Below are 12,530 nucleotides of genomic sequence, written 5' to 3'. Positions count from 1 at the left end.
GGGCGGGGGTGATCGGGCCGGTCATCGCCGCCTCCCTCGGTCCCGGTCCCGTGCTGCGCCGCGGCGGGAACTGGGCGGGCTGGTCGGGGCTGCCGCCGGACCGGCTCGCCGGACGCCTGACCGAGTGCCTGCGGGCCCTGCCCGCGCCCTGCTCGGCGGGCGTCGGCGCCCAGGCGGCCGATCTGAGCGGTATGGAGGAGTCGCTGCTCGGGGCGGAGGCCGCCGCCCTCGTCTCCCCGGCGGGCGTGGTCGCCCGCGCCGACCGGCTGGGGCCGGCCAGGCTGCTGGCCGCGCTGCCCGCCGGCGTCCTCCGCGCCCAGGCGCGGGTGATCCTCGGGCCGCTGCTGGCGGTGGACCGGGAGGGGACGCTGCTGGAGACCCTGGCCGCCGTCCTGGACGAGGGAGGGGCCTCTCGGGCGGCCGATCGCCTCGGCGTCCACCGCAACACCGTCACCACCCGTCTCGACCGGATCCGCGCGGCCGGCTTCGACGTCGACGACCCGGCGACCCGGCTCGCCCTGCATCTGGCCTGCCACGTGCTGCGCTGACCTCCCCGGAGCGGCCGTGAGGGTGGGACGGGACCAGCCGGTCCCCGCCGCGCCGGCAGTGCCGAAAACTTTATCTGTCTTGACAGGAAAACTCTCCATTGACATCGTTGGGGCATGCTGGACGTGGCGGTGGTCGAGGACCCGGCGGCGGCCGGGGTCTTCCCGGAGCCTGTCCGGGCCCGCCTGCCGGTGGCCCGGACCGGCCCGCCGCGGCAGAAGGCGGACCACCGCCTGAAGCCGCTGGAGCGGCACGGGCTGGTGGAGCCGGGCGAGGAGCGGCGCGAGGGCGACATGACCGAGCGGCCGGAGGCGGGCGCGATCACCGCGTGACCGTCGCGGTCCATCCCGCCGCCACGATCGAGACGGACACGAGTACGGCGAAGGAGTTCCGAAGGTGCCGCGCGAATTCGAGATACACCGGGAGGCCGAGCTCGGCACGACCCCGGAGCAGGTGTGGGAGGCGATCGCCACCGGCCCGGGGATCGACTCCTGGTTCGTGGGGCACAGCCATGTCGAGCCCGCCGAGGGCGGCGCGGTCCGCACGGACATGGGGAGCGGCCATGTCCAGGAGTCCGTCGTGACCGCGTGGAACCCGCTGAAACAGTTCGCCTACCGCGGCGACGGCGAGAACGGGAGATTCGTCGCGTTCGAATACCTCATCGAGGGACGCGGCAGGGGCAGCACCGTGCTGCGGACCGTGGCCAGCGGTTTCCTGCCCGGCGACGACTGGGAGGCGGAGTACGACGCCATGACCAAGGGCGGAGAGATGTACTTCCGCACGCTGGTCGAGCGCCTCACGCACTTCCCCGGCCGGGCCGCCTCGTCCTTCACCGTGTTCGGGCCGCCGGTGGCCGGCTGGGAGCGGACGCGGGCGGCGCTCGTCGGCGCGCTCGGGCTGAGCGACCCGGTCACCGAAGGCGACCGGGTCCGCTTCACCCCGGACGGGCTCGCACCGGTCGAGGGCGTCGTGTACGCCGTCAACCCCGACACCCTGGGCGTGCGCACGGGCGATGCGATGTACCGGTTCCTGCGCGCCTTCCGGGGCGGGCTGATGATCGGCCACCACATCTTCTCCGACGGGACGGGCATCGAGGAGACCGAGCGGGCCTGGCGGGCCTGGCTCACCCGGCTGCCCGTCTGACAGCGCATCCGTCACCGGCCGCCCGACTCACGGACAGCGCGCGGATCCGTCACCCGGACTCCAGGGAGCCGCCGTGCGGGAGGTCGTCGCGGGTCTTCTCAGGCCGCCGGACGACGTCGGGGAGGCGCCGTGAGCGCGGCGCCTCCCCTGCCTCCCCGCTTCGACTCAACTACTTCACCGACGGGACGGGCGAGCCGGCCGGGCCGGCCTGAGCACGGCCCGGCGGCGTGACCATGCCCTCGGCGAGGTCGTGGGCGAGGGCCGCGCCGTCCCGGAGCTCCGCGGGGCCGTACCCGCCGCCGCCGCCGGACTCGCAGCGCAGCACGTCCCCCTTGCGGACCGCGAGGGCGTTGACCTTGAGCATCTCGCGCTCGCCCGGCCTGCCCGGGTTGAGGGTCACCCGGGGCGGGGCTCCGGCGCCGCCCCCGGCCAGGCCCCAGGCGGGCGTGACCGAGCGCTCGAACCACAGCGACAGCGAGGTGTCCCCGCTGAACTCGTACTCCCGCACGACGCCGTTGCCGCCGCGCCACCGCCCGGCGCCGCCGGTGCCGGGCCGGATCTCGTAGCGGGTCACGCGGACCGGGAAGAGGGTCTCCAGCACCTCGATCGGCATGTCGCGCAGGGAGCCGTTGACACTGTTGATCAGACAGGTCTCGCCGTCGCCGCCGTCCCAGGCCCCCCACCCGCCGACGGTCGCCTCCTGGGAGACGTACAACTTGCCGGTGCGCGGGTCCACCCCGGACATCTGGACGATGAGGGAGTCGCCGTAGCTGGCCGCCGCGACCTTGCCGGGCAGCGCCGGGGCGAGGGCCCTGACCACCAGGTCGATGACCAGCCCCAGGTGGGAGTAGTAGTACTGGCATGCGGCGGGCGCCTCGGCGGCGAGCATCGAACCGGGCCGGGTCGCCACCGAGAGCGGCCGGAAGGAGCCTCCGTTGAGCGGCACCTCACCGCTGACCAGGAGCTTGTAGGCGACCCGGACGGCGGCCACGGCCTGGGCGGCGCCGCAGTTGACCGGCCCGGTGGCCTGGTCGGCGCAGTCGGTGAGGTCCACCGTGACACTCTCGCCGGCCACGGTCACGGTCACGTTCACCGGCAGCGGAGTGGCCAGGTCGATGCCGTCGTTGTCCAGGAACCCCCCGGCCCTGTAGACCCCGTCGGGGACGGCGGCGATCGCGGCCCGCTCCAGCTGCTCGGTCTGCGCGAAGATCTCGTCCCTGGCGGCGGTCACCGTGTCGAGGCCCCAGCGGGAGACGATCTCGGCCAGGCGGCGCCGCCCGGTCGTCACGCAGGCCACCTGGGCCCGCATGTCGCCGAGGGTGGCGTGGGGGAACCGCACGTTGCGGGCGATCACCTCGTGCAGGTCCGCGCGGGGCTCGCCGCCCTCGTAGATCCTGACCGGGCCCAGGCGCAGCCCCTCCTGGAAGATCGAGGTGGAGTCCATCGACCCGCCCGGGTCCTTGGACCCCATGTCCAGCCAGTGCGCGCGGGACGCGGCGAAGCCGGCCAGCTCGCCGCCGACGAAGATCGGCCCGTAGACGGTGACGTCGTTGAGGTGGGTGCCGCCGATGTAGGAGTCGTTGAGCACCCACACGTCGCCCTCACGCCACACCTGGCGGCCGTGCAGGCGCTCGGTCTCGCGGGTGCAGACCTCCAGGTTGCCCAGGAAGATCGGCAGGCCGGAGGACTGGCCGAGCACGTTGTGGTCGCGGTCGAGCAGAGCGACCGCGCAGTCCTTCGCCTCGTAGATCACCGGAGTGTAGGAGGACCTGATCAGCGTGGTGTTCATGTCCTCGGCCGCCTGCAGCAGCGCGCATCGGATGATCTCCGTGGTCACCGGGTCGATCACTTGACTCCTCCCACCTTGATGATCAGAAAGCCGTTGCCGTCCACCGAGGCCACGCAGCCGGGCGGGATCACCGTGGTCGCCGTCTCCTCGACGACGATCGCCGGACCGGTGAGCTCGCCCTCCAGCGCGCCGCGGCGCAGCACGGGGGTGGGGTGCGCCTCGCCGTCGAAGATCACTTCTCGTACGGTCCGCGTCCCCTCGTCCGGCTGGGCGGCGTGGGTGGCGGCGGTCCGGGGGAAGACGCCGAAACCGGTGCTGCGGAGCGCCACGAACTCCACCGGCGCCTCGGGGGTGGCGTGGCCGTACCGCTTGGTGTGCGCGTCGGCGTAGCGAGCCGCGATCCGCTCCGGGAAGCCGGGCGTGCCCGGCTCCGCGGCGTCCCGCAGAGGAACGGTCAGGGTGTAGTCCTGGCCCTCGTAGCGCATGTCCACCGCGTGCTCGATCCGCATCCGGCTGTCGGCCACGCCCTGCCCGGCCAGCTCCTCCAGCGCCTGGTCCTGCAAGTCCTTCAGCCGGGACGCCATGTCGGCGCCGTCCAGCTCCCCGCCCGAGCGGAAGTACGGATGGCTCAGGTCGCGGCGGACGTCGGCCTCCAGCATGCCCCAGGCCGAGAACGCGCCGGGGAAGCGGGGGACGACCACCTCGGAGATGCCGAGCTCGCGGGCGATGAAGACCGCGTGCATGGCGCCCGCGCCGCCGAAGGCGACCAGGGCGAACTCGCGCGGCTCGACGCCGTGCTCCACGGTGAGGGTCCGGATGGCCTGGGCCATCTTGGCGTTGGCCACGCTGCAGATGCCCTCGGCGATCTGGAGCGTCTCCAGGCGGAGCTCGCGCGCCAGGTCGGCCACGGCCGTGTGGGCGGCCTGGACGTCCAGGGACATCAGCCCGCCGGCGAACCAGGACGGGTCCACCCTGCCGAGCACCACGTTGGCGTCGGTGACGGTCGGCCGGACGCCGCCCCGGCCGTAGCAGGCCGGTCCGGGCACGGCGCCGGCCGACTCGGGGCCGACCCGCAGCGCACCGGCCTCGGCGTAGGCGATCGAGCCGCCGCCGGCGCCGATCGTGTGGAGGTTCACGATCGGCATCAGCACGGGGAAGCCCTCGACGCGCGCCTCGGCGCTGATGTCGGGCCTGCCGTCGACCACCAGGGACACGTCGAAGGAAGTGCCTCCCATGTCCACGCAGATGGCGTTGGGCCGGCCCAGGAGCCGGGCCGCCGCGACGCCGCCCATGGTGCCGCCGACCGGGCCGGACAGCAGGGTCTGCAGCGGGCGCCGCATCGCGTAGGAGGCGTTGACCAGGCCTCCGGAGGACTGCATGACGTGCACCGGGACGGTCAGGCCCCGCTCGGCGAACCGCTCCTCGATCCCGGCCAGGTAACGGCGGACTACCGGCCCGGTGTAGGCCTCCAGCACGGCGGAGGACGTCCGCTCGTACTCGCGCCATTCGCGGGCCACCTCGTGGGAGAGGACGACGAGGGTGTCCTCGCCCAGTTCCTCGGCCAGGATCTCGCCCGCGCGGATCTCGTGGGCGGGGTTGACGTAGCTGAACAGCAGGCAGACCGCGACCGCGTCGAAGCCCTCACCGCGGGCCCGCCGGGCCGCGGCCCTGACCGCGTCCTCGTCCAGGGGGACGAGCTCCTCGCCGCGCCAGTCCAGCCGTCCGGCGACCTCCGTCACGGCCGACCTGGGCACCAGCGGCTCGGGCTTGCGGTAGCGCAGGTCGAACATCCGGTCCCGGTTGCCCCGGGCGATCCGGTAGACGTCCCGGGCCCCCTCTCCGGTGACCAGCAGCACCCGCGCCCCCTTGCGCTCCAGCAGCGCGTTGAGCCCCTGGGTGGTGCCGTGCACGAAGAAGGAGATCTCGGAGGGGTCGTCCACGACCCGGCCGAGCGCGGAGAACACGCCGTCGGCGAGGTTTCCCGGTGTGGTCGGCGCCTTCGAGGCCACCACGCGGCCGGTCCGTTCGTCATAGCGGACGACGTCGGTGAAGGTACCGCCGATGTCCATGGCGGTTCGGAAGCTCATGTGCCGAAGGTATGCGGGGGCGATCTCCCGTTCCTGGGCGCTCCGCACAGCCCGGACCGTCCGGCCGGGCGATCCGCACTCGCCGGTAGCCTGTCCGGATGGCTGCGCCGTACCTCACGCTGGAAGATGTCATCGAGCACGAGATCGAGATCAAGCGGTCACGGTTCGTCTGCGCGATCGCCCCGGCGGCCTCGGAGGAGGAGGCCAGGCGGTTCGTGGCCGAGCGCAGGCGGCTCTACGGCGACGCCACGCACAACTGCTCCGCCTACGTGATCGGCGGTGACCGGCTGGTCCAGAAGGCCGACGACGACGGGGAGCCCGGCGGCACCGCCGGTACCCCGATGCTGGAGACGCTGCTGCGCCGCGGGCTCGGCGACGTGGTGGCGGTGGTCACGCGCTACTTCGGCGGGGTGAAGCTGGGCGCGGGCGGTCTCGTCCGGGCCTACGGCTCATCGGTCGGCAAGACGCTGGACCTCGCCTCCCCGATCGGGATGGTGCCCGCCAGGGTCATGTCGGTGACCGTGGACCACGTCCTGGCCGGGCGGCTGGAGAACGACCTGCGCATCTCGCCGTACGAGGTCAGGGAGGTCGTCTACGGCGCCGAGGTCGGCTTCCGGATCGCGGTGCGGGAGGCCGACCTGGCAGCCTTCCCCGGCTGGGTCGCCACGCTGACGGCCGGCCGGGCGGAGGTCGGGGCCGGGGAGACGGTCTACCTCAGGAGCGCCTGACCGGTGTGCGCCGGAGCTTCGCGCCCGGTGGCGAAAACTGTGGGATGGATCACAGGTGATTGCGGAACTTCGCCGCTGACCAGCGGCCGGGCCCCGTCCGCCCCGCGCCGGGGCCCGATCCGCACCTCCGCCCCGCCGCCCTCGTCCCGGCGGCCGATAGGGGGCCTGACGTGCGGAAACCCCGGAATTCGCCGATCACCTACGCGGACGGCCCGGCCGTCGCGGGCGCGCGGCGGGGGCCTGGGGTTTTCCCCACCCCGCGCGCTGGGGTGCGCGCGAGGCAAGCTTGATGGTCGCCCTCATTCTTGGCATATTCAAATTTCTCTAGCCTTATTGTCATGAGTGCAACCAACGTTGACGGAATCGCCGGGTGGGCGATCGATCTTATGGAGACCCTGGGCGCACCCGGGGCCGGGGTGGCGATCGCGCTCGAGAATCTGTTCCCGCCGCTGCCGAGCGAGGTGATCCTGCCGCTGGCCGGGTTCACCGCGAGCAAGGGGAACATGACCCTGTTCGACGCCATCCTCTGGACCACCCTCGGCTCCGTGATCGGCGCGCTGGCACTCTACGGGATCGGGGCCCTGCTGGGCCGTGAGCGGGTGGTCGCCATCGCGGCGAAGCTGCCGCTGATCAGCGTGTCCGACATCGAGAAGACCGAGGCCTGGTTCGCCAGGCACGGTAAGAAGACGGTCTTCTTCGGCCGGATGATCCCCATTTTCCGCAGCCTCATCTCGATCCCGGCCGGGGTCGAGCGCATGCCGATCTCGATCTTCACCCTCCTCACCACGCTGGGCAGCCTCATCTGGAACACGGCCTTCGTGATGGCCGGATACCTGCTCGGCGAGAACTGGTCGCTTGTCGAGGACTATGCCGGAATCCTGTCCAAGGCCGTGCTGGGCATCGTGGTGCTCGCCGTGGTGATCTTCATCGTGGTCCGGCTGATGGACAGGCGCAAGGGCAAGCACCACGCGTAGCGATGAACATGCCGACAAGGGTCCTGCGGTCGCTGGCCGGACTCGCGCTGGGAATCCCCACGGCCCTCGCCGAGCTGGTCTTCCTCCTGGTCACGGCCCCGATCCTGGCCTTCCCCCGGGCGCGGCGGCACGTGCTCGCCGCGGCCACGCTGCTGGCCGACGTCGAGGTCCGGCGGCTGGGCCTGTTCAGCGGGGCCGAGGTCTCCGGCTACGACGGGCGGCGGGCGCTGCGCTACGTGGCATGGCGCTGGCCGGTGGGGGTGCTGGGCGGCCTGGTGCTCGCGCTGCTGGTCGTCGGAGTCGGTGCCGGGGGATGGCTCGTCTGGCAATGGGGACGGGGCGAGCGGTTCGACGGCATGGAGCCGACCACGCCGCTCGTGCTCTACATGCTGGTCCTCGGGCTGGTCCTGCTCTTCCTGGAGATCATGGGGCTCGTCGGGCTGGTCGCCCTTGAGCGGCAGGTGGCCCGGTGGGCGCTCGGGCCGAGCCCCACCGAGCTGCTCGAACGCCGCATCACCGAGCTGGCCGAGACCCGCTCGGGCATCGTGGCGGCCGTCGACCAGGAACGCAGGCGCATCGAGCGCGACCTCCACGACGGCGTGCAGCAGCGCCTGGTCGCGCTGGCGATGCTGATCGGCCGGGCCCGCCGGGGTCGCGCGCCGGAACTGCTCGACGAGCTGCTCCGCCAGGCCCACGAGGAGGCCCGGGGGGCGCTGGGCGACCTGAGGGAGGTGGCCTGGCGGGTCTACCCGACCGGCCTGGACTCCCTCGGCCTCAGAGACGCCCTCGCCACCGTCGCCGAGCGGGCCGGGGTGCCGGTCAAGGTCCACTACGCTCTTGACGAGCGTCCCGTCGGGCAGGTGGAGACGGCGGCGTACTTCGTGGTCTGCGAGGCCGTCACCAACGCGGCCAAGCACGCGGCGGCCAGTGCGGTCACCGTCGAGATCTTCAAGGAAGGCACGGTGTTCGTCGTGCGGGCACAGGACGACGGGCACGGCGGCGCCGACCCCTCCGGTGGAGGGCTCTCCGGCCTCGCCCGTCGGGTGGCCGCCCTGGACGGGCGCTTCCACGTCGACAGCCCGTACGGCGGGCCCACCACGATCACCGCGGAGCTCCCATGCGGGTGATCCTGGCCGAGGACTCCACGCTGCTGCGCGAAGGGCTGGTCCGGCTGCTGGTGGAGGAGGGGCACGAGGTCCTGGCCGCGGTCGGCGACGGTACGGCGCTCATCGAGGCGGTGGACGAGCACGGGCCCGACATCGTGGTGGCCGACGTGCGGATGCCGCCGACCCACACCGACGAGGGACTGCGGGCGGTGCTGGAGATCCGTCGCCGCAGGCCCGGCACGCGCGTGCTGGTCCTGTCGCAGTATGTCGAGAAGCGCTACGCCACCGAGCTGATGAGCGGTGACGTGGACGGGGTGGGCTACCTGCTCAAGGACCGGGTCGCCCAGATCGGCGACTTCCTCGACGCGCTCGACCGGGTCGGCGCCGGGGGAGCCGCCTTCGACCCCGAGGTGGTGCGGCAGCTCCTCGCCCGCACCACCCACGTCGACCCGCTGAGCCGGCTGACGCCCCGCGAACGCGACGTGCTGGACCACATGGCGCAGGGCTGCACCAACGCCTCCGTCGCCGAGCGGCTCGCCGTCTCCCAGAGCGCGGTGGAAAAGCACGTCAACGCCATCTTCGACAAGCTCGGGCTCCTGCACGTCACCGGCTACAGCCGCCGGGTGCTGGCCGTACTGCGCTATCTGGGGTCGTAGGGCCGATCCCCACCCGCGGCCGCTCCCCGCGCTCGCCGGCGCCCGGAGGCAGGCCCCCCGTCATCCCCGAGGAACGCGCATCCGCCCTGATCCGCCCCTCGTCACGCACGTGGAGGTGGAGTGGGGCGGATACCTCCGGAACCTGTCGTCCGGGCGGCTCCGGCCGGCAGAGCCCATCGGCTTCCTCGCCGCCCGCACCGGCCTCAGCCCTCCAGGGCGTACTGCATCACGCGGAGCTTGGCCTGGGCCTCGGCGAGCTCGGCGGCCGGCGCGGAGTCGCCCATGATGCCGCAGCCGGCGAACAGACGGGCACCGCGGCCCTCGATCTGGGCGCAGCGCAGCGCGATGCCCCACTCGCCGTCGCCCCGGGCGTCGATCCAGCCGACCGGCCCGGCGTAACCGGCGCGGTCCATGCCCTCCAGCTCGCGGATGACGCCGAGCGCGGTCTCGGTGGGCGTCCCGCCGACAGCGGCCGTCGGATGCATGGCGGCCACCACGTCCAGGACCGAGGCCCCGGCGGACAGCCGCCCGGTCACCGGGCTGGCCAGGTGCTGGACGTTGGACAGGACCAGGAGCTCGGGCTCCTCGGGCACCTTCAGCTCCGAGCAGAGCGGGGCCAGCGCCTCCCGGACCGACTCCACCGCGCAGGTGTGCTCGTAGCGGTCCTTCTCCGAGGCGAACAGGGCGGCGCCGCGCGCCATGTCGTCGGCCTCGTCCGTGCCCCTGGAGGCCGTGCCGGCCAGGACCAGGGACTCGATCGTCTCGCCGGTGTGCCGGACCAGCAGCTCCGGGGTGGCGCCGACCAGGCCGTCGCAGGAGAAGGTGTAACACCCGGGGTAGCGGCTGGCCAGACGCGACAGCAGCAGGCGGACGTCGATCTCCCGCTCCGCCGTGGCGGTCAGGTCACGGGCGAGCACGGCCTTCTCCAGGCGCCCCGACCTGATCTGCCGGACGGCCCGCGCCACGGCGTGCTCCCATTCGGGGGCGGTCAGGCTGCCGTCGCCGTACCGGATCCTGCCGGGGTCGCGGAGCGGGGTGACCAGGTCCAGCCGCTCCTCGCCGAGGGTGGTCAGCCAGGCGCGGCCGTCGCGGCGGGCCAGGACGACCCGTGGGACGACGAGGACCGAGCCCTGGGCGTCAGGGTCGAAGGTGAAGGAACCGAAGGCGACCGGGCCCGAGCCGGGGGCGCCCACGTCGTCGTCGACGTGGGCCTCGCCGAAGGTGTCCGACAGCCAGTCACGAGCCCACTCGAAACGCCTGGGGCCGGGTGGCACAGCCACACGTGCGGCCTCTCCCCAGGCCACCAGACCCTCACCGTGCCTGATCCAGGCATAGGGGGCGGCCTCGGGAAGTCGCGCGAGCAGGTCGCCGGGGTCGCCGACGAGCGTGGTTCTCACCACGAGGGGACGGTTCAATCCGAGCGCGACACTCACCCGGAACACTCTATGCGGGAAACTGAACGTGTTCGGCGGGCATCCCCCAGTCTGCACAGCCGCCACGGTCTGTCAAGAAAACCAAGGCACTCGGTCAACGGAGAGCGCCACGCTGTCCTGCGGTGATACATCCGAAGCAGACGTGATCTCTCAGCCGGAGGTGCCATGGCCTGCAAGACTGTGACCGCATTCACAGGGATCGTGGCGCTCGCGGCCACCTGGGCGGCCCCCGCGGCGGCGTCGGCCGCCGAGCCGTGGCGCCCGACAGTGATGGCCGCGGTCGGAGACTCGATCAGTGCCGGGTTCAACGCCTGCGGCTGGTACGTCCCCTGCGCCTCGCGCTCCTGGTCCTCGGGTGACAGTCGGACCGTCCAGAGCCACTACATGAGGTTGCGCGACCTGGACGACGGCATCGCCGGGCACAACGTCACCCTCGCCGTCCCCGGCGCGACCAGCGCCGACCTCGCCGGGCAGATGGCCGGGGCCGTCGCCCGGCGCGCCGACTACGTGACGGTCCTGGTCGGCGCCCAGGACGCCTGCATGTCCGAGGAGCGGCGGATGACCCCGGTGGCGCTCTACCAGAGCCGGGTGACCGAGGCGTTGAGGCTGTTGCGGGCCGGGCGTCCCGGAGCCAAGGTGTTCGTGGCGAGCATCCCCGACCTCAAGCGGCTGTGGCGGGTCGGCAAGGACAACGTGGTGGCGCGCGGGTTCTGGGCGATCGGCCGGATCTGCCCGACCATGCTGGCCAGACCCACCTCGACCGCCGCGGCCGACCGGGCCCGCCGCGACCGGGTGCGCGGCAGGGTCATCGCCTACAACGCCGTCCTGGCCAGGGTCTGCGCCGCGTACGGTCCGGCCTGCAGGTTCGACGGCAACGTCCTGTTCAACACCCCCTTCACGCTGAACCATGTCAGCAAATGGGACTTCTTCCACCCCAACGCCGCGGGCCAGCAACTGATCGCCCAGAAGACCTTCCAGGCGATCCGCGACTGGGCCGACGAGCCCGTCTGGGAGCTGGCGACCCAGTCCTGACCGCCCGTCATGCCGGCACCGGCGGCGGGCAGAGCCGGCGCACGGCGCCGCCTGCTCGGGCGGGCCGGAGCGCGGCCGGTCCGCCGGCGCTGCCGGGTACGGACGACAGGGCGGCATGCCAGGCAGCGGCCATCCGGTCGTAGCCGGCACGGCCGGGATGGACACCGTCGGCCAGGTCGGCGACGGTGACGGCGGCGTGCATGTCGACCAGGTGCACGCGCCGGCCCGCGGCGGCCCTGCTCCGGACGACGCCGGGGATCGCGGCGTTGTAGGCGGCGGCCCGGGCCTCCAGCACGGGGTCGGCCAGCGGGATGATCGTGGCGACGAACAGCTCGGCCTCCGGGGCGGCCGCGGTGATGCGGTCGATGAGAGCGGAGAGCCTGGCGGGCGCGTTGGCCGGGTCGCGGTTCTGGACCATGTCGTTGGTCCCTATGTGCAGCAGCACCGTGCGCGGGGACGCCGATCCGATCCACCCGGCGACGCCCGCGTCGATCTCGTCGATCCGCCGCCCCGGGTGGCCCTCGTGGTCGTGGTCGACCAGCTCGGCGGGCCCGTTGTAGCCCGAGCCCACGAAGTCGACGAGGTGGCCGGCGTCGGCCAGCGACCTCCACAGGGCGACGCGGTACCCGCCGGGGAGGGCGAAGCCGTCGGTGATGGAATCGCCCAGCGGCATGATCCGTGTGCCGCCGTTGGACTCCGCGGAGGTCGTGACGGGCCAGGGGAGGACGGTGGCGGCGCCGAGTGCCACCGCGAGCAGCGCGGCCGCCGGCCGCCTGAACCAAGCGATCATCATGGGCTCCGACGTGGATGGGGGAGGGGAGAGCCGCCCGGGGCGCCCGCGGCCCCACCGTACCGCCGGAGATCCTCCGGCGCCCGGCCCCGCCCGCTCGGAGTCCCAGGATTTCCCGTGAGCCGGGCGAGGCGCCTTCGCGTGGTCGCCGCCGTCGACCGGCCGCCCTCGGCGGTGCGGCGGGGGCGGGCCGGGTGAGCGTGGCGGACGGCCCCTCACGCCGTTTCCCTCCCGCCGGGACAACGT

At 73.0% G+C, this 12,530-nt stretch carries 12 protein-coding genes; 8 read left to right on the top strand and 4 right to left on the bottom strand.

The window, feature by feature from the left end:
* The 3 genes from CA984_RS36980 to CA984_RS36970 all read left to right on the top strand — a co-directional run.
* On the top strand, positions 1–548 hold a 548-nt coding region (locus tag CA984_RS36980), incomplete at its 5' end, for a PucR family transcriptional regulator (protein ID WP_133061886.1).
* A gap of 114 nt (positions 549–662) precedes the next feature.
* On the top strand, positions 663–878 hold the full coding sequence (locus tag CA984_RS36975; RefSeq protein WP_086578046.1) for a hypothetical protein: 216 nt from the start codon (positions 663–665) through the stop codon (positions 876–878).
* Positions 879–942: 64 nt separating this feature from the next.
* Positions 943–1,689: an SRPBCC family protein gene (locus CA984_RS36970; protein ID WP_086578045.1), complete on the top strand. Its 747-nt coding sequence runs from the start codon at positions 943–945 to the stop codon at positions 1,687–1,689.
* A 169-nt stretch (positions 1,690–1,858) separates the two neighbouring features.
* Here CA984_RS36970 and CA984_RS36965 read toward each other — a convergent pair whose 3' ends face one another.
* Positions 1,859–3,538: a hydantoinase B/oxoprolinase family protein gene (locus CA984_RS36965; protein ID WP_086578044.1), complete on the bottom strand. Its 1,680-nt coding sequence runs from the start codon at positions 3,536–3,538 to the stop codon at positions 1,859–1,861.
* Positions 3,535–5,565, bottom strand: a complete 2,031-nt coding sequence (locus CA984_RS36960) for a hydantoinase/oxoprolinase family protein (protein WP_086578043.1) — start codon at positions 5,563–5,565, stop codon at positions 3,535–3,537. The genes CA984_RS36965 and CA984_RS36960 overlap by 4 nt, the downstream gene beginning before the upstream one ends.
* Positions 5,566–5,663: 98 nt before the next feature.
* Here CA984_RS36960 and CA984_RS36955 point away from each other — a divergent pair, with 98 nt between their 5' ends.
* The 4 genes from CA984_RS36955 to CA984_RS36940 all read left to right on the top strand — a co-directional run bounded on the left by CA984_RS36955 (position 5,664) and on the right by CA984_RS36940 (position 9,029).
* On the top strand, positions 5,664–6,293 hold the full coding sequence (locus CA984_RS36955) for a YigZ family protein (protein ID WP_086578042.1): 630 nt from the start codon (positions 5,664–5,666) through the stop codon (positions 6,291–6,293).
* Positions 6,294–6,631: 338 nt separating this feature from the next.
* Positions 6,632–7,267: a DedA family protein gene (locus CA984_RS36950; RefSeq protein ID WP_086578041.1), complete on the top strand. Its 636-nt coding sequence runs from the start codon at positions 6,632–6,634 to the stop codon at positions 7,265–7,267.
* Positions 7,268–7,269: 2 nt separating this feature from the next.
* Entirely contained in the window at positions 7,270–8,394 is a 1,125-nt protein-coding gene (locus CA984_RS36945) for a sensor histidine kinase (RefSeq protein WP_086578040.1), read from the top strand.
* Positions 8,385–9,029 (top strand): response regulator, encoded by a 645-nt coding sequence (locus CA984_RS36940; protein ID WP_086578039.1) that lies wholly within the window; start codon positions 8,385–8,387, stop codon positions 9,027–9,029. Before CA984_RS36945 ends, CA984_RS36940 begins: the two co-directional genes overlap by 10 nt.
* Before the next feature lie 203 nt (positions 9,030–9,232).
* Here the strand turns inward: CA984_RS36940 and CA984_RS36935 are convergent, their stop codons facing one another.
* The gene (locus tag CA984_RS36935; protein ID WP_423229352.1) at positions 9,233–10,462 is read right to left on the bottom strand and encodes an isochorismate synthase; all 1,230 of its coding nucleotides are present in this window, start codon (positions 10,460–10,462) and stop codon (positions 9,233–9,235) included.
* A 180-nt stretch (positions 10,463–10,642) separates the two neighbouring features.
* On the opposite strand from CA984_RS36935, the gene CA984_RS36930 reads away from it, so the two are divergent.
* On the top strand, positions 10,643–11,494 hold the full coding sequence (locus CA984_RS36930; RefSeq protein ID WP_242676385.1) for a GDSL-type esterase/lipase family protein: 852 nt from the start codon (positions 10,643–10,645) through the stop codon (positions 11,492–11,494).
* 7 nt (positions 11,495–11,501) lie between these two features.
* On the opposite strand, the gene CA984_RS36925 is transcribed toward CA984_RS36930, so the two are convergent.
* Positions 11,502–12,287, bottom strand: coding sequence for an SGNH/GDSL hydrolase family protein (locus CA984_RS36925; RefSeq protein ID WP_242676384.1), 786 nt, complete (start codon positions 12,285–12,287; stop codon positions 11,502–11,504).
* Positions 12,288–12,530: the final 243 nt, after the last annotated feature.

It is taken from the genome of Streptosporangium minutum, assembly GCF_002149035.1.
Classification (GTDB): domain Bacteria; phylum Actinomycetota; class Actinomycetes; order Streptosporangiales; family Streptosporangiaceae; genus Streptosporangium; species Streptosporangium minutum.
The sequence above is the reverse complement of the archived record's forward strand: the minus strand, read 5'-3'. Positions and strand labels throughout refer to the sequence as shown.

Excerpts from the sequence above, each read along its gene's own strand:
- CA984_RS36975 (WP_086578046.1), top strand. The coding sequence starts at position 663 with ATGCTGGACGTGGCGGTGGTCGAGGACCCGGCGGCGGCCGGGGTCTTC.
- CA984_RS36960 (WP_086578043.1), bottom strand. The coding sequence starts at position 5,565 with ATGAGCTTCCGAACCGCCATGGACATCGGCGGTACCTTCACCGACGTC.
- CA984_RS36955 (WP_086578042.1), top strand. The coding sequence starts at position 5,664 with ATGGCTGCGCCGTACCTCACGCTGGAAGATGTCATCGAGCACGAGATC.
- CA984_RS36950 (WP_086578041.1), top strand. The coding sequence starts at position 6,632 with ATGAGTGCAACCAACGTTGACGGAATCGCCGGGTGGGCGATCGATCTT.
- CA984_RS36945 (WP_086578040.1), top strand. The coding sequence starts at position 7,270 with ATGAACATGCCGACAAGGGTCCTGCGGTCGCTGGCCGGACTCGCGCTG.
- CA984_RS36940 (WP_086578039.1), top strand. The coding sequence starts at position 8,385 with ATGCGGGTGATCCTGGCCGAGGACTCCACGCTGCTGCGCGAAGGGCTG.
- CA984_RS36925 (WP_242676384.1), bottom strand. The coding sequence starts at position 12,287 with ATGATGATCGCTTGGTTCAGGCGGCCGGCGGCCGCGCTGCTCGCGGTG.